This window comes from Streptomyces sp. Act143 (assembly GCF_003143935.1).
GTDB lineage: Bacteria > Actinomycetota > Actinomycetes > Streptomycetales > Streptomycetaceae > Streptomyces.
Genome location: NZ_QFRX01000009.1, coordinates 1 through 14,756 on the forward strand (window position 1 = coordinate 1; position 14,756 = coordinate 14,756).

The following is a 14,756-nucleotide window of genomic DNA, read 5'->3' on the forward strand; positions in this document are numbered from 1 at the left end:
GTTGGTCAGCAGATACGCCGTCCGCAGCAGCCGCGGCCAGCGAACAGCCGCGTACGTCTCGAAGTCGCCGGTCGCGTCGCTTCGCAAACCGACGGGTGGAGGGTTGGTGGTCACACGCACCCCGGTTTACCCCGTTTCATTGCACTGCGCGCCGGTCGATGCGCGCGGGAGATCCACCCAGTAACACTCCGCACGCACGGATCGGGTTGCACGCGCGCTGTCCGGGGCGGCCTCAGTCGGCGCCGGAGTCAGTCAGCCGCAGGCACGGGCGGGCGTGTCGTCCGGGGACGTCCGCGCGCGGCGGTGTTTGAGCTTGCAGTGGATCAGGGTCGCCCCGTCGGTGTCGACCTCGATGCCCGGCCCCGTGACCGAGGTGAGGCTCTTTCCCGCCATGGTCACCTCGATGCGCACGGTGTCCTGGGTGATCACGGCCTCGGTGCAGTCGACCGTCACGTCGCACCAGGTCACCGCGGGCTCCGGGCACCACAGCAGTACCCGGCGTCCCGTCCGTTCGACCGCGCCGCTGAGACCTGCTCGATGCCGACGACTTCTTTCGGTGCGGCGGCCTGTGCCGCGGTACGCCCCCGGGTTGCGCGGGTGGCAAGTCGGCGGTGAGGAAGGCTAGTTCAGCGAGAGTGCGGGCCGACAGTGCGGCCTCCACACGCTCGTCCAACTCGTCGGCCGTCAGCAGACCGTCCCCCGGCAGCGACACGCGGGACGTCCACCACGCGGTCCCGGTCCGCGTGTGCGGCTCACGGTTCGGGCGACGAGCCGGAACCGGCGCCCTTTTCCCCGTGGACGAGGAGTGCAGTGGCGTGGCCGAGCCGCGGGCCCCCGCTCGGCCACCGCCAAGGGCCCGACGGCAACGCCATGCACCTCACCTATGCGGCGTGGGGCGGGCTCGACGTGGCGGGTGGCTGTGTCCTGATGACGGCGACCCCTGCGCGGCCCCCGTCGACGTCCACCACGGTGCCGTGCACGAAGGCCGCTTCGTCGCTCGCCAGCCAGACCACGGCCTGCGCGACAGCGTGCGGCGTGCCGACCCGCCCGGCCGGGGTGCCCTCCATCATCACCTCGCCCGCGTGGGGGTCGGAGCCTTCCGGGGCCGGGGGCAGGACGACACCCGGGGACACGGCGTTCACACGGACGCCCTGCGGGCCGAACTCCGCGGCCCAGGCCCGGGTGAGCGTCTCCATCGCGCCCTTGGTGGAGCTGTAGAGCGCGCCGAGCGGAACGCCCAGTCGGGCGATCCACGAGCCCAGGTTGATGATCGCCCCACCGCCCGACTCCGCCATCGCCGGCGCCACGGCGGCCGTGAGGAAGAACGGGGCCTTCACATTCACGCCGTAGACCTGGTCGAAGGTCTTCTCGTCGGTGTCCGTCGTGGCGGGGGCCGGATAGATGCCGGCGTTGTTCACGAGGATGTCGATCCGCCCGCCCAGCGTCTGCCGGGCCCTTTCGGCCAGGCTCCGGGAGCCTCCCGGGCTGCCGTCGAGGTCCGCCGCCAGGAAGTCGGCCCGGCCACCGGACGCGCGGATTCCCTCGACGACCTGTGCTCCGCGTTCCTGGTTGCGTCCGGAAACGACGACATGGGCCCCTTCGGCGGCGAACGCTTCGGCGATCGCCTGCCCGATGTTGCTGGTGGACCCCGTGACCAACGCCGTCCTGTCCCGCAGTCGTCCACTCATGACATGTCCTCCCTCTGCTGCCTGTGCACGCACGCCTGCTGCCCCGCACGACCGCGCGCACCCCCTGTCGTGCGCGGCCCACTGTGCTCCGTGGAAAATGGACCAGCAAGTCCAGAAACTTGGTTCTCGCACACAGGAGGCGACATGCCGGAGGCACTGACCGCCAAGGGGCGCGCCACCCGCGCCCGCATCGTCGAGGGGGCTGCCGAGGTACTCCGTGAGCAGGGTGTCGCCGTCGCGACACTCGACGACATCCGTGGCCGCACCAGTACAAGTAAGAGCCAGCTCTTCCACTACTTCCCCGGCGGAAAGGACCAACTGCTGCTGGCGGTCGCCCAGTTCGAGGCGGACCGGGTGCTGGAGGACCAACAGCCGCACCTGGGACGGCTGGACTCGTGGGAGGCCTGGCTGCGGTGGCGGGACGTGGTGGTGGAGCGTTACGAACTCCAGGGCGACCACTGCCCGTTGGGGGCGCTGTTCCTCCAGGTGGGGCGGTCCCGCCCCGGTGCGCGGGCGATCGTGACGGAGCTGATGCGGCAGTGGCAGGAGCAGCTCGCCCGCGGCATCCGCGCCCTTCAGGCCGAGCGTCTGGTGTCGTCGTCCCTCGATGCGGACCGGACGGCCGCCGCGCTGCTGGCGGGCGTTCAGGGAGGGGTGGCCATCATGATGTCCACGGGCGACTCCACCCACCTCAAGGCCGCGCTCGACACCGGGATCGCGTATCTGCGGGCCGCTTCGACGGCTGTCTGAGGAAATCGAGGTGCCGGAACCGGACGCACGTCCTTACCCTCGGCCCATGCCGCACACATCCGCCCTGCTGAATGTCATCGACGTGGAGGCCACCTGCTGGGACGGACAACCGCCGCCCGGTTCGGTGAGCGAGATCATCGAGATCGGCCTCACCGTCGTGGACGTGTCGGCCCGCCGCCGGATCTCCCGGCACCGTCTTCTGGTCCGCCCCGTCCGGTCGGCGGTCAGCGCCTTCTGCACCGAACTGACCGGCCTGACACAGGCCGAGGTGGAACGGGGCGTCGCCTTCGCCGAGGCATGCCGCATCCTCGTCGAGGAACACCAGGCCCCGGAGCGCCCCTGGGCGAGCTGGGGTGCATACGACCGTCGGCAGTTCGCCCGGCAGAGCCAGGCCGACGGGGTGGCCTACCCGTTCGGCTACCCGACGGAACGCACCCACACCAATGCCAAGGCTGTGTTTTCCGCGGCGTACGGACTGTCCAGGAAGCCCGGCATGGCGCACGCTCTGCAGATCGCCGGGCTGCCGCTCGAGGGGCGTCATCATCGCGGCGAGGACGACGCCTGGAACATCGCGGCACTCGTCCTCGACCTGCTGGGCCGCGGGGCGTGGCCGACCACGGCCACGGCCGGCTAGGGAGGAGGGGGGCGGCGGGCCCGCGCGCCTTCTGCGTACGCCGGAGCGGCAGGGCCACGAGGGCCGGAACCGCACCACCCTGCGCCGCCGCGAGTGCACAACTCGGCGGCGGCGCAGGCGATGACGCGCGGTCCCCCGCGCCCGACCCGGCCCGGATCAGGCGACGGTGATGTTCTCCGCCTGCGGGCCCTTCTGGCCCTGGGTGATGTCGAAGGTGACCGCCTGGCCCTCCTGCAACTCACGGAAGCCGGAGGCGTTGATGTTGGAGTAGTGGGCGAAGACGTCCGGCCCGCCGCCGTCCTGGGCGATGAAGCCGAAACCCTTCTCCGCGTTGAACCACTTCACAGTTCCGCTGGCCATGCTGATGCCCTTCCGTAGACGTCAGGAACCGCACCGCGCGGCCCTGGAGGTGATCGTCCTGGTCCAGCACTGCACAGCAAAACGCCCACGCCAAAGCGCGGGCAGGTACTGCGAACCACGACAGCCGGGACTGACGCTACACGGCGAAACGGATCATCACCAGAGAGCAACAACAGTAAGACTCCACAGCGAGACCCCGTCGAACCGGTCGCCAGAAGGCGTACGACACCGTCGCGGCCCGTACGGTCGGAGTCAGCGAAGCGCGCGGAGCCCTGCGGGAAATCCCGTCCGGCGCAGGTCATTCGGCAGATGTCTCACGTCGCCGCCGGGTGGACGACGAGTGCATGCCGTGAGGCCGCCCGGCGGAAATCCGTTGCGTGCGCGTGGGGAGGTTGCGAGAGCATGCCCGGATGACCTTGCTCTGCCGCTGGGGAGAGGACTGATGGACGCGAGTCACCACCCCAGACTGATCTTGCTGTGCGGGCTTCCCGGTTCAGGGAAGACGACCCTGGCCGGACGACTGGCCGCAGAGATTCCAGCGGTGCGTCTGTGCCCGGACGAATGGCTGGCCGACCTGGGTATCGACCTCTTCGACGAGCCGACGCGCGACCGGCTCGAGAGACGGTTCTGGCAGCACGCCCAGGACCTGCTGAGGCTCGGGCAGACGGTGATCCTGGAGTTCGGGTTCTGGGGGCGCTCCGAGCGGGACGAGAAGCGGGTGGCGGCGCGCGCACTCGGCGTGCCCGTCGAACTGCACTACCTCGCCGTGCCGATGGAGGAACTGCATCGCCGTCTCGAAGTCCGCGCACGGAAGGGTGAGTTCGGGACCGTGCCGGTCGGCCACGAGTTGCTGGAGGGGTACGCGAAGGTCTTCCAGGCACCTGACACCGACGAGGTCCGCCTCTTCGACACCCCCCCTCTGGAACGGCGAGGACGAACGACGGCAAGGATGACCGACGGCAAGGACGACCGGGCCAGTTGACGCGGATCCGGTCCCGGACCGAAGCGCGATGCCGGGGTGCTGTCCGGGGCACTCAGCCAGCACCGAGGGCGTGGTGCATCTGGTCGGTGAGCCAGGTGGTGTACTCCTGCTCGGTCCAGCCGCATCCCCGGACCAGGGACCGATAGTGGGCAGGGTCGTTGAACACCCATACGACGTCCACGGCGCGCTCATGATCGAGGCCGTGTGCCTCGGGTTCGAGTGCCTCGATGAGGTCGACCACCATGGTGGCTCCGGCCCGCCGGTTGCGCTGCATCGTCTCCCACAGGTCGGCCGGCTCCGGACCCTCGTCGGCGGCCCGGCGGACCATCTCGAAGACCTCCGCGGCGCGCCCGCCGATGATGCGGCAGACCTCGGCGTAGGCCGTGAGCACCGCCCGTGGGGTCCGTCCTTCCCGCACCGGCCGGAACCAGGGCCGGTCGGCCACCGGTACGGGCTCGTCGTCGCCCGCCAGCGCCTGGTCCACCACCTCGCGGAGCAACGCGGCCTTGGAGCCGAAGGCGGCGAAGACGGTCGGCCGCGCCACCCCGGCGTCCTTGGCGATGTCGGCGAAGGAGGTGGCCGCGTAGCCGCGGAGGACGAAGAGCCGGTTCGCCGCCGCGACGATCGCCTGCCGGGTCTGCCTGGCCCGTTGGTCGCGCAGCGGCGAGTCGTACCGGCGCCGCCCGCCGTCGGCCGCACTCCTGTTGACGCCCATGAACGGACATACTAGCGTGATATTCACTAGACGTTGGTCTATCCAACTGTGGTCCATCCAACTGGGAGGCCGCCATGCCCTCCGTCAACCGGCCCTACGTCCTCGCCGGCGCCGAGGGACAGGCGCTGTGGTTCCTCGGCAACCTCGTCACCGTCAAGGCCACGGGCGCGCAGACCCGCGGCCGACTGACCGTGGCGGAGTTCCTCAACCCGGCCGGCTTCGCCCCGCCCCTGCACCGGCACCTGGAAGAGGACGAGATGTTCTACGTCCTGTCGGGCAGCGCCCGCTTCCTGTGCGACGGGCAGGAACTCACCGCCGAACCGGGCGACTTCGTGCTGCTGCCGGTGGGACTGCCGCACACCTTCGTGGTCGGCTCCGAGGAACCCCTGCGCTGCCTGCAGATCACCACACCGTCCGGTTTCGAGGACTTCGCCGCGGAGGTCGGCGCCCCGGCCGGTGAGCGCCGGCTCCCCGACCCGGACCCGGGCCCGTTCGATCCCGCGGCCCTCGGCCACGCCGCCGCACGCCACCACATCGAGATCCTCGGCCCACCACCCGGCGCGTCCGGATACGCCCGGCCATGATCAGCAGCTGACGAATCGGCGCCTGCCCCGGGCGGTGCCGGGGCGGGGCGGTCATGCGAAGTGGGTGCCTGTCCGAGCGTGTGGCGGGGTCCCGCGGTCCTCGTCCGGGGGCGGGCCGGCCGGTCCGGGCAGCCCGCTGAGGCCGGCTTCGGAGGCCGGGAGTACGGCGTCCGACGCTCCGGAGTCCGGCTCGGCGCTCTCGCCGAGGAAACCGCCCGACTGGTGCTGCCACAGCTTGGCGTAGGCACCGTTCGTCGCGAGCAGTTCCTCGTGGGTGCCCTGCTCGACCACGGTTCCCCGGTCGAGGACGACGAGGCGGTCCATGCCGGCGACCGTGCTCAGACGGTGGGCGACCACGAGGGCCGTACGTCCCTCCATCAACCGCCACAGGGCGTCCTGGACGAGGATCTCGCTCTCCGAGTCCAGTGCGCTGGTCGCCTCGTCGAGCAGCAGGATCGGGGCGTCACGCAGGATGGCCCGGGCGAGGGCGACACGCTGGCGCTGGCCACCCGAGAGTTTCACGCCCCGCTCCCCCACCAAGGTGCCGAAGCCGTCGGGGAGTTGCTCGGCGAACTCGGTGACGTGCGCCGCCGCGGCCGCGGCGTGGATCTCCTCGTCGGTGGCGCCGGGCCGGGCGAAGGCGATGTTGTCCCGCAGGCTGCGGTGGAACATGGCGGGTTCCTGCGGGACGTAGGCGATCAGTGAGCGCAGGTCGGTCTGACGCAGCCGGCTGATGTCCTGGCCGCCGATCAGGATGCGTCCGTCGTCGATGTCCGACATCCGCAGCAGGAGCCGGGTGAGGGTGGTCTTGCCGCCGCCGGACCTGCCGACCAGACCGATCCGGGCACCTGCGGGCACGTCCAGTTCCAGCCCCCGGAAGATCGGCTGCGCGCCCGCGTGGGCGAAGGTCACCGCCTCGAAGCGGATGCCGGTGCCCCGGGGTGCGAGCGGTTCGGGCTCCGCCGGGTCGAGCACCGTGGGCGGGTCCAACAGCAGCTCCGTGAACTGCGCCGCCTCGGTCATCGAGCTTTCCAGGCGGCGGTAGATCTGGTTGAACTCGAACATGATCTGGGTGGCGTTGGAGTAGTAGGTGAACGCGACGACGACCTCCTCCACTCCCTGGCCCGGACCACCGAAGGCGATCGCGACCAGCAGGCCCAGCACGTTGGTCAGCACGGACATGGGGGCGATCAGGGTGTCGACGCGCAGATTGCCGTAGTCCCACGACCTGAGCGTCAGGCGCCGGGAGTCGGCGACCCGGGTGCGGTGTTCCGCGGCCTCCCGCCGCTCGGCCGCGAACGCCCGGATGGTCTCCATGTTCATGAGGCTGTCGGAGACGTGGCCGGAGACCCGGGCGAGCGCCGCCTCACGGTCGTTCACGAGCCTTTGCCGACGGCGGATCAGCGGGGTCGCGGCCAGGACCGTCAGTCCGATCATCACCAACAGGCCGACGACGAGCATCGGTTCGTAGGTCCACAGCACCACGGCGCCGAAGCCCAGGGGCACGAGACTGCCCACGATCCGGTACGTCATCGTGTCGACGAAGTCCTCGAAGCGCTTGCCGAAGCTCAGCACCCGTTTGGTGAGGGAACCGGCGAAGTTGTCGTGGAAGAACGCCGCGTCCTTGGCGAGCAGTTCGTCCATGCCGCTGACATACAGGTGCTCCATGCCGAGGGCGTCGACGCGGTTCAGGCAGTGCTGCCCGACCCGCCACACGGCCTCGGCGAGCAGCAGGGTCCCGCCGAACCCGACCACGTACGGCAGCGCCGAACCCAGGGTGAGACCGCCCTCGTCGGAGGCCTGTCCTGCCAGTTTGGCGATCAGCAGCGGGGCGATGTAGCGGGTGCCGATGTTGCCCAGGGCCGGTAGCAGCATCGCGGGCAGGGCCAGGCGTCGTAGTCGCAGCAGTTCCCGGCCGTAGCGGCGCAGTGCCAGAACGACCGCGCTCCTGCCCGGAGTCGGTGCTCGCGTGTCTGTTGTCCCCATCACACTCCCGGAGGTTCGGAAGTCGGAAGTTTCCCGTCAGGGGACGTTCCCAGTCCAGGCATTTACCGCGGACCGGCGAGAACCGGACACGGCCGTGCCATGTCGGTGGCGGCCAGTAGCCTCGCGCAGCATGAGCATTCGGATCGATGTGGTGGTGGGTCATCCGGTCGACGACGAGATGGAGAGGGTGCTCGGGCTGGCCGAGGCGGTCGGCGAGCCCGTTGATGTCACCCTTCTGCGGGAGGGGCGCGAGGAGGCCGATCGCGCGGTGCTGGTGCCCGCGGCCGTGCTGGCGCTCTGGGAGCACTGGGCGCCCACGGCGTACCCGAGGGGTGACGTCGAGGCGGTGGGCCAAGCCGTCGGGCGGGAGCCGGAGTTGGCCCACCCCGCGCGGTTCGGCGCGTTCACGCTGTTCCGGCGGCGCGCGGGAGGGCGTACGGCGGTGGCCCGGGGCGGCGTGGTGGTGGCCGAACTCCTGGACCCCGACGAGGCGTACTGGCTCCAGGAGAAGGCCCGCGATGCCCGCCAGGGGTTCATGGACCCCCGGCAGAAGGCCGCGTTCGAGGAGTTCCTCGCCCGGCAGGCGGACATCGACGATCAGTGATGCCGCGTGAGGACGCCGCGGCCCCCGACGCGGAAGGCGATCGGGGGCTGCCCGGTGCGGTGGCGGAAGGGCGAACCTAGCCCTGACGGGTTCTAGCGGGCGCCTTGGATATGGAAGTTGAAGTCGGCATGGCCGAGCGCGCCCATCAGGCGCAGCCACATCGGGAGCAGCATCTCGGTGCCCCGGGCGGTCTCGATGCCGCCGAGGTCGATGACACTGGACTCGGGCCAGCCGAAGGAGGTCAGCATCTCGGTGACCTGCTTCTTGGCGCCGGTGTCCGCACCGGAGACGAACACATTGTGCGCTCCGGCGACGCGCGCGGGTTCGACCATGACCAGGCAGTTCATGGTGTTGAGGGTCTTGACGACCCGCGCGTCGGGGAAGGCCCGCTGGATCTGCTCGCCAAGACTGTCGGTGTTGACGGGGTCGAGCGTGGGCGGCATGCCGGCGGAGAAGTCCAGCGGGTTGGCCACGTCGATGACCACCTTGCCCGCCAGGTTCGCACTGCCCGCCGCGTCCAGGGCCGTGAGGGCGGCGCCACCGGCGGTGGTGTTGATGACTGTCTCCCCGAATGCGGCGGCCTCGGCGAACGGCTTCAGCTGCACGTCCGCGTGGTCGGTGTGCCACGCGGCGAACGGCGGGGTGCCCATGGCGTCGGGCTCGGTGCGGGCGAGGGTGGCCTGCGGGTCACGGGTGCCGATGACCACCTCATGGCCGAGCGACGCGAGCTTGGCGGCGATCGTCCGGCCGACGATGCCGGTGCCGAGAACGGCGTAGCGCATGAGGACGGGTCCTTCCCGAACGTGGCAGGACGACGACGATGCGCCCGCCTTCAGGGGATGAACCTAGACCGAGTCGCCCGGTATTCCAATGTGTTGGACAAATCGCTCGCGACGGACACGCCGCCGACGTCCACTACGGTCACGTCGGCGGCGGCCCGTACCCCTCACGCCGCCAGTGTCTTGTCCTCGTGCGTGGTGCTCCGGCTGTCAGTGCTGTACCGCTGGAGCAGCGCGTCCGCTGCGGCCAGCGCGTTCTCCACGGTACGGGCCCCCGTCAGTACACAGAGCGTGTACGTGGCGTCCTCCAGCGCGCGGCTGCAGGAGCGGCCGGCCGACGCGTCGTGCTCGATACGCGCATCGGCGAACCGCGCCAGCGCGGTACGCAGTTCTCTCTCAGCCGGAAGAATCATCACGAGTCCCTTCAGCCATCACCGGAACACAACCCGCCGCTCGGCCCCGAGTGCCGCCCGGCAGACCCCAAGTGCCCCGCCTGGAAGGATCTACGCCTCGCGCCTCGGCGTCGGCCGTGGTGGAGGCCTGCTTACGCCGGGACCATGACCGTCAGCCATTGCGCGTCGCGGGGGCGGTAGCCGTAACGGTCCATCAGGCCCGAGACGATCGCCGGAACGTGACCGGCCCCGTAGACGACGGCCACTCGGATCGGCTCGTCGGCACGCTCCGCGTAGATCTCTCCGAGCGCGCCGAGCAGTCGTTCGTCGCGCCGGTCCGACATGGCGTGCCCGATCGGGTCGTCGGCCAGCATCTCCGCCCTCGGTGTCGTCGGCAGATCGTCGACCGCCACGTCCTCGTCCAGGAAGGCGCGCGGGCCGCGCACCGCGAACACCAGGCCCATCACGGGAGCCGCGACCATGAGGAGCAGGTACGTCCACCGCGGCAGCGTCTTCAGATCCGCGATCGCCTCCGCCGCGGTCACGTCCGGATTGACGACCGGCACGGAGTCGGGAATCAGCAGGTCATGACGTTGCTCCTGCAAGCCGTTGCGCCGTCGCCGCGGGGCGAACCGGTAGGCGAGGGTGAGGGCGCTCACCCCTGCCGCACGCCCTCTGATGCCCTCCAGCACGATGAGGTCGCACTCTCCGAGTCTGCTGCGCACCTGGGAGTAGAAGGTCGGCGAGGCGACGTGCAGCATCGGGAAGATCACGAATTCGAGCGGCTTGTCCTTCCGCCGCATGGTGATCACGGCGGATCGGACGGCATACCCGGTCACCTCGATGATCTGCATCTCTGCCCCCGTACACCTCGGCCGTTCCCCTGGCACCCGTACCAGGACACGTGGCCGCCCCGGGCCGCGGTTCCCACCGGGAAGCCGGTCAGCGGCGGATGAGGCCGAGGCCGGCGGCGGCCGCGACGGCGGCCGTGCGGGAGTCGACGCCGAGCTTGGCGTAGGCGCGGGCCAGGTGGGACTTCACCGTGCCCTCGGTGAGGTGCAGTCGTCGGCCGATGGCCTGGTTGGACAGCCCCTCGGCGACCAGGGCCAGGACTTCCGTCTCGCGCCGGGTCAGCGTGGTGCCGGGGGTGCGCAACCGGTTCATGAGCCGCTCCGCGACCGCCGGGGCCAGGGTGGTGCGCCCGGCCGCGGCGGTGCGCACGGCGGCGGCCAGGTCCTCGGGCGGGGCGTCCTTCAGGAGGTACCCGGTCGCGCCCGCCTCGATGGCGGGCAGCGTGTCCGCGTCGGAGTCGTAGGTGGTGACGATCAGCACGCGCGGAGCATCCGGCCGCGCGGTGATCCGCGCGGTCGCCTCGGCCCCGTTCATGCCCTTGCCGAACTGCAGGTCCATGAGGACGACGTCGATGTCACCGACGCCGGCCCGCTCTACGGCGTCCTCGGCGGTGGCCGCCTCGGCAGCCACCACCAGGCCGGGTTCGGTCTCCAGCACAGCGCGCAGCCCGGCCCGGACCACGGGGTGGTCGTCGGCCAGCAGGAGGCGGATGGGGGCGTCGGTCATGGGCGGGCGCCGGTCTTGAGTCCGGGCGTGGGTGAGGGCGGGGGCGGGGGTGAGGTCGGGGGCTGAGGGCCGGGCGGGGGCGGGGGCTGAGGGCCGGGCGGGGGTTGAGGTGCGGGCGGGGGTTGAGGTGCGGGCGGGGGTTGAGGCGTCGGCTCAGGCGCGGGCGCGGGCTCAAGAGCCGTCGCGGGCTTGGACACAGACTCGGCAGCGGGCTCAACCTCAGCCGTGGTCTCTGCCTCCGCCTCGGGATCGGGCTCGGGCTCGGGCTGGACCTCGGGCTGAGTCGGCGGAACCACCACGGGCTCCCGCTCGACCACACCCTCCCGCTCAGCCTCAGTCTCTGCCTCTGCCTCTGCCTCTGCCTCTGCCTCTGCCTCTGCCTCTGCCTCTGCCTCTGCCTCTGCCACGGTCCCCGGCGCAACCAGGGACTCCCCCTCGACGCCCTCCCGCTCGACCGCGTTCTCGGGCTCGGCTTCCGGCTGTGACGCCTCGGGCGCGATGGGTGGTGCGAGCGGGAGCCGGGCGGTCAGTGTCGTGCCCTGGTCGGGGGTCGAGTCGATGGTCAGGGTGCCGCCCAGCGCGTGCATGCGGGTGCGCATCGCGGCCAGTCCGAAGCCGCCGCCCTCGGAGTTCGGGCCGGTGAGGCGGCCGGGGTCGAAGCCGGTGCCGTCGTCGACGACGGCGAGGGTGACGTCGCCTGCGCCGTAGGCGAGGGTGATCGAGCTCGTCGTGGCGCGGGCATGACGGACGGTGTTCCCGAGCGCCGACTGGGCGATGCGCAGCAGGGCGACCTCGTGCTCGGTGGGCAGGGGGGCCGGGTCGCCGGTGAGGTGGAAGCGGGTGGTGAGCGGGTGGCGGGCGTCGGTGGTGGCGCACAGCCGTTCCAGGGCCCCGGCCAACGTCGTGCCGTCCAGCGCGGGCGGGGTGAGGGCGGCGACGAAGCGACGGGCCTCGGCGAGGTCGTCCAGGGCCGCCTGGCGGGCCGCCACCACATGGCGGACGGCCAGTTCGGGCCGGTCGGGCAGGGCGCGCTCGGCGGCGTGCAGCAGCAGTTGGATGCTGGACAGTCCCTGGGCGAGGGTGTCGTGGATCTCGCGCGCCAGGCGTTCGCGTTCCGCCAGAACGCCGGCGGTGTGCTGGGCCCGGGCCAGATCGGCACGGGTCGTGGTGAGCTCCTCGATCAGGCGCCTGCGCCGTTCGCTCTCCTGGTACAGGGCCTCGTACCCCCACACCACGGCCACCGCGACGGCGGCCCCGAGAGCCGGTCCGATGGCCATGGCCGGGCTGAAGGAGCCCTGATGCGCCGCGAAGGCGGTGATCGCGGCCAGCGCGGTCGCCGTCACGGCGAGCAGCGCGGGACGTCGCGGCAGCAGGTGGAGCTGGAGGAAGTAGAGCGGGAAGGCGACCCATACGGCGTCGCCGGTCAGGGCCAGCAGCACCAGCCACGCCCCGCCCACCGCGGCCAGCCAGCAGCCTGCCGCCCGCCGCGAGACGCGCACCCGGGGCAGCATCGGCCCCACCGCGTACAGCAGTGCGCACAGCGCCGCCACGGCGACGATCGGTACGGCGCGCGTGCTGCTGTCGGCCACGGCCCGGGCGGCGGCCAGGGCGAGCAGCCCGACGGTCAGCAGGTGCAGGCACCAGGTCAGGGCGCGGGTGGTCGGCGTGGGAGCGGGGGCGGCGGAGTTCACAGTGCTTCCAGGTTAAGGAAGCCGAGGCCGGGTCGGCCTCCATCGAAAGTTACAACCCGGGTGTCGCCTTCCGATCCGCGGAGTGCTCTCCCACGCCAGAGGCGCGCGCTGGGTGCCCTCGGCGACGGTGGAGCTCGTCCGTTTCCACCACCGCAAAGGACAGGCCGGGACCGTGTTCGTCGCCTGGAGAGACCTGAAGTTCGCCAAGGGGCGGTTCGCCCTGATGGGGACCGTCGTCGTGCTCGTCACCCTGCTGGTCGGGCTGTTGTCCGGACTGACCGCCGGGCTGAGCCGGCAGAACATCTCCGCGATCACCGGCCTGCCCGCCGACAGGATCGCCTTCGGCGCCTCCGGGGCCGGGAGCGACCTGTCGTACGCGGGCTCCACGGTGACGGAGCAGCAGTGGCGGCGGTGGGCCGGGACGCCCGGTGTCAGCAGCGCCGAACCCCTCGGCATCACCACCACGCGGGCCACCACCGGTGACCGCAGCGCCGGTGTCAGTGTCTTCGGTGTCACTCCCGGCTCCCGTCTGGCCCCGGACGGCGACAAGCTCGGGAACCGGTCCGCAGTGCTGTCCGTGCCGGCCGCCGACGCCCTCGGGGTACGGCCCGGGGACGAGTTCGTCCTGGCAGGGCAGCGGGTGACGGTGGCCGCCGTACGCGGTGACGCCTCCTTCAGCCATGTCCCGGTCGTGTGGACCGGCCTCGGCCTGTGGCGGAAGGCGGCACCGCCGGCCGGGGCGGGCGGTGGTCCGACGGCGACCGTGATCGCGCTGACCACCGGCTCCGGCACCGACGTGTCGGCCACCGACCGGGCCGTCGGCACCACCACGGTCACCAAGGACGACTCCCTGTCGGCGATCGGCTCCTACACCTCGGAGAACGGCTCGCTCCAGCTCATGCGCGGGTTCCTGTTCGCCATCTCCACCCTGGTCGTCGGAGCGTTCTTCACCGTCTGGACCATTCAGCGCAGTGCCGATGTCGCCGTGCTCAAGGCTCTCGGCGCCTCCACCGGCCATCTGCTGAAGGACGCTCTCGGTCAGGCCGTCGTCCTCCTCGTCGGGGGCACCCTGGCCGGCACCGGCATCGCCGCCGGCGTCGGCGCCCTCGTCGCCGGCTCGACGGTGCCCTTCGTCCTGACCCCAGCCACCGTCCTCGTACCGGCCGCGGTGATGGTCCTGCTCGGCGCGCTCGGGTCGGCCCTGTCCATCCGCCGGATCACCTCCGTCGACCCGCTGACCGCCCTGGGGAGCGCCCGATGAGCCTGCGTCTGACCGACATCACCCTCACCTACCCGGACGGCGACGGCCGTCTGACCGCTCTCGACCGCGTCACCCTGGACGTGCCCAGGGCGAGCCTGACCGCTGTGGTCGGCCCCTCCGGGTCCGGCAAGTCCAGCCTGCTGGCCGTCGCCGCCACGCTCGTCACCCCCGACTCCGGGACGGTCACGATCGACGGGACCACCACCACCGGCATGACCCGCGGCCAACTCACCGACCTGCGCCGCCACAAGATCGGCATCGTGTTCCAGCAGCCCAATCTCCTCCCCTCCCTGACCGCCGCGGAACAGCTCCAGGTCATGGCGCACATCGACGGCCGCTCCCCCAGGAAGGCCCGGGACCGGGCGGAGCGGCTGCTCGACGCGGTGGGCCTCGGCGGCCATGCGCATCGCCGGCCGCACCAGCTCTCGGGCGGTCAGCGGCAGCGCGTCAACATCGCCCGTGCGCTGATGAACGACCCGACCGTCCTTCTGGTCGACGAGCCCACGAGCGCGCTGGACCACGAGAGCGGCGCCGCCGTCGTCGACCTGCTGACCCGCCTCACCCGGCGGGGCGGCACGTCGACGGTCGTGGTCACCCATGACCGCACCCACCTCGGTACCGCCGACCGGGTCGTCGAGGTCCACGACGGGCGCATCACGGGGCAGCACGGGGCACAGGTGGTCCCGGTCGGCCGGATCGACTAAAGTCCTTCGCCGTGAACACCGGAACGGCCTTGCGCCACACACGGATTG

16 protein-coding genes and 2 pseudogenes are annotated in these 14,756 nt (G+C 71.4%); 7 read left to right on the forward strand and 11 right to left on the reverse strand.

All coding sequences use genetic code 11. The features are described 5' to 3' along the window. Positions 1-252 precede the first annotated feature (252 nt). The 3 genes and pseudogenes from DI272_RS44840 to DI272_RS43380 all read right to left on the reverse strand — a co-directional run bounded on the left by DI272_RS44840 (position 253) and on the right by DI272_RS43380 (position 1,688). On the reverse strand, positions 253-468 hold the full coding sequence (locus DI272_RS44840) for a hypothetical protein (RefSeq protein WP_181387596.1): 216 nt from the start codon (positions 466-468) through the stop codon (positions 253-255). A gap of 178 nt (positions 469-646) precedes the next feature. Beyond that, positions 647-712, reverse strand: a pseudogene (locus DI272_RS46110) (hypothetical protein); the annotation flags it as partial. 169 nt (positions 713-881) lie between these two features. Further along, positions 882-1,688: an SDR family NAD(P)-dependent oxidoreductase gene (locus tag DI272_RS43380; protein ID WP_109501364.1), complete on the reverse strand. Its 807-nt coding sequence runs from the start codon at positions 1,686-1,688 to the stop codon at positions 882-884. Between the two features lie 144 nt (positions 1,689-1,832). Here DI272_RS43380 and DI272_RS43385 point away from each other — a divergent pair, with 144 nt between their 5' ends. Both DI272_RS43385 and DI272_RS43390 read left to right on the forward strand, forming a co-directional pair. Next, positions 1,833-2,438, forward strand: a complete 606-nt coding sequence (locus DI272_RS43385) for a TetR/AcrR family transcriptional regulator (RefSeq protein ID WP_109501365.1) — start codon at positions 1,833-1,835, stop codon at positions 2,436-2,438. 46 nt (positions 2,439-2,484) lie between these two features. After that, positions 2,485-3,072, forward strand: coding sequence for a 3'-5' exonuclease (locus tag DI272_RS43390; protein ID WP_109501366.1), 588 nt, complete (start codon positions 2,485-2,487; stop codon positions 3,070-3,072). Positions 3,073-3,228: 156 nt separating this feature from the next. Here the strand turns inward: DI272_RS43390 and DI272_RS43395 are convergent, their stop codons facing one another. Continuing rightward, positions 3,229-3,432, reverse strand: a complete 204-nt coding sequence (locus DI272_RS43395; protein ID WP_109501367.1) for a cold-shock protein — start codon at positions 3,430-3,432, stop codon at positions 3,229-3,231. Between the two features lie 442 nt (positions 3,433-3,874). On the opposite strand from DI272_RS43395, the gene DI272_RS43400 reads away from it, so the two are divergent. After that, positions 3,875-4,414 (forward strand): ATP-binding protein, encoded by a 540-nt coding sequence (locus tag DI272_RS43400; RefSeq protein WP_109501368.1) that lies wholly within the window; start codon positions 3,875-3,877, stop codon positions 4,412-4,414. A 52-nt stretch (positions 4,415-4,466) separates the two neighbouring features. Here DI272_RS43400 and DI272_RS43405 read toward each other — a convergent pair whose 3' ends face one another. Next, positions 4,467-5,129, reverse strand: a complete 663-nt coding sequence (locus tag DI272_RS43405) for a TetR/AcrR family transcriptional regulator (RefSeq protein WP_109501369.1) — start codon at positions 5,127-5,129, stop codon at positions 4,467-4,469. A 74-nt stretch (positions 5,130-5,203) separates the two neighbouring features. On the opposite strand from DI272_RS43405, the gene DI272_RS43410 reads away from it, so the two are divergent. Next, the gene (locus DI272_RS43410; protein WP_109501370.1) at positions 5,204-5,713 is read left to right on the forward strand and encodes a quercetin 2,3-dioxygenase; all 510 of its coding nucleotides are present in this window, start codon (positions 5,204-5,206) and stop codon (positions 5,711-5,713) included. Positions 5,714-5,764: 51 nt separating this feature from the next. On the opposite strand, the gene DI272_RS43415 is transcribed toward DI272_RS43410, so the two are convergent. Beyond that, a complete protein-coding gene (locus tag DI272_RS43415; RefSeq protein WP_109501371.1) occupies positions 5,765-7,699 on the reverse strand; it encodes an ABC transporter ATP-binding protein in 1,935 nt (644 codons plus the stop codon). Between the two features lie 130 nt (positions 7,700-7,829). Here DI272_RS43415 and DI272_RS43420 point away from each other — a divergent pair, with 130 nt between their 5' ends. Continuing rightward, entirely contained in the window at positions 7,830-8,303 is a 474-nt protein-coding gene (locus DI272_RS43420) for a hypothetical protein (RefSeq protein ID WP_109501372.1), read from the forward strand. A 92-nt stretch (positions 8,304-8,395) separates the two neighbouring features. Here DI272_RS43420 and DI272_RS43425 read toward each other — a convergent pair whose 3' ends face one another. The 5 genes and pseudogenes from DI272_RS43425 to DI272_RS43445 all read right to left on the reverse strand — a co-directional run. Next, positions 8,396-9,085 (reverse strand): NADPH-dependent F420 reductase, encoded by a 690-nt coding sequence (locus DI272_RS43425; protein ID WP_109501373.1) that lies wholly within the window; start codon positions 9,083-9,085, stop codon positions 8,396-8,398. Positions 9,086-9,249: 164 nt separating this feature from the next. Then, positions 9,250-9,495: a DUF5133 domain-containing protein gene (locus DI272_RS43430; RefSeq protein ID WP_109501374.1), complete on the reverse strand. Its 246-nt coding sequence runs from the start codon at positions 9,493-9,495 to the stop codon at positions 9,250-9,252. A gap of 131 nt (positions 9,496-9,626) precedes the next feature. Further along, positions 9,627-10,328, reverse strand: a complete 702-nt coding sequence (locus tag DI272_RS43435) for a hypothetical protein (protein ID WP_109501375.1) — start codon at positions 10,326-10,328, stop codon at positions 9,627-9,629. An 88-nt stretch (positions 10,329-10,416) separates the two neighbouring features. Beyond that, positions 10,417-11,052: a response regulator transcription factor gene (locus DI272_RS43440; RefSeq protein WP_109501376.1), complete on the reverse strand. Its 636-nt coding sequence runs from the start codon at positions 11,050-11,052 to the stop codon at positions 10,417-10,419. Positions 11,053-11,516: 464 nt separating this feature from the next. Next, a pseudogene (locus DI272_RS43445) lies at positions 11,517-12,743 on the reverse strand (sensor histidine kinase); the annotation flags it as partial. Between the two features lie 172 nt (positions 12,744-12,915). Between DI272_RS43445 and DI272_RS43450 the strand changes: the two are divergent. Next, entirely contained in the window at positions 12,916-14,004 is a 1,089-nt protein-coding gene (locus DI272_RS43450) for an ABC transporter permease (protein ID WP_109501422.1), read from the forward strand. Next, the gene (locus tag DI272_RS43455; RefSeq protein ID WP_109501377.1) at positions 14,001-14,708 is read left to right on the forward strand and encodes an ABC transporter ATP-binding protein; all 708 of its coding nucleotides are present in this window, start codon (positions 14,001-14,003) and stop codon (positions 14,706-14,708) included. The genes DI272_RS43450 and DI272_RS43455 overlap by 4 nt, the downstream gene beginning before the upstream one ends. Positions 14,709-14,756: the final 48 nt, after the last annotated feature.

Bases quoted from the DNA above. Each gene is read 5' to 3' on its own strand.
- DI272_RS43440 (WP_109501376.1), bottom strand. From the start codon at position 11,052: ATGACCGACGCCCCCATCCGCCTCCTGCTGGCCGACGACCACCCCGTG.
- DI272_RS43425 (WP_109501373.1), bottom strand. From the start codon at position 9,085: ATGCGCTACGCCGTTCTCGGCACCGGCATCGTCGGCCGGACGATCGCC.
- DI272_RS43430 (WP_109501374.1), bottom strand. From the start codon at position 9,495: ATGATTCTTCCGGCTGAGAGAGAACTGCGTACCGCGCTGGCGCGGTTC.
- DI272_RS43410 (WP_109501370.1), top strand. From the start codon at position 5,204: ATGCCCTCCGTCAACCGGCCCTACGTCCTCGCCGGCGCCGAGGGACAG.
- DI272_RS43385 (WP_109501365.1), top strand. From the start codon at position 1,833: ATGCCGGAGGCACTGACCGCCAAGGGGCGCGCCACCCGCGCCCGCATC.
- DI272_RS43455 (WP_109501377.1), top strand. From the start codon at position 14,001: ATGAGCCTGCGTCTGACCGACATCACCCTCACCTACCCGGACGGCGAC.
- DI272_RS43390 (WP_109501366.1), top strand. From the start codon at position 2,485: ATGCCGCACACATCCGCCCTGCTGAATGTCATCGACGTGGAGGCCACC.
- DI272_RS43420 (WP_109501372.1), top strand. From the start codon at position 7,830: ATGAGCATTCGGATCGATGTGGTGGTGGGTCATCCGGTCGACGACGAG.
- DI272_RS43415 (WP_109501371.1), bottom strand. From the start codon at position 7,699: ATGGGGACAACAGACACGCGAGCACCGACTCCGGGCAGGAGCGCGGTC.
- DI272_RS43400 (WP_109501368.1), top strand. From the start codon at position 3,875: ATGGACGCGAGTCACCACCCCAGACTGATCTTGCTGTGCGGGCTTCCC.
- DI272_RS43405 (WP_109501369.1), bottom strand. From the start codon at position 5,129: ATGGGCGTCAACAGGAGTGCGGCCGACGGCGGGCGGCGCCGGTACGAC.
- DI272_RS43395 (WP_109501367.1), bottom strand. From the start codon at position 3,432: ATGGCCAGCGGAACTGTGAAGTGGTTCAACGCGGAGAAGGGTTTCGGC.
- DI272_RS43380 (WP_109501364.1), bottom strand. From the start codon at position 1,688: ATGAGTGGACGACTGCGGGACAGGACGGCGTTGGTCACGGGGTCCACC.
- DI272_RS43435 (WP_109501375.1), bottom strand. From the start codon at position 10,328: ATGCAGATCATCGAGGTGACCGGGTATGCCGTCCGATCCGCCGTGATC.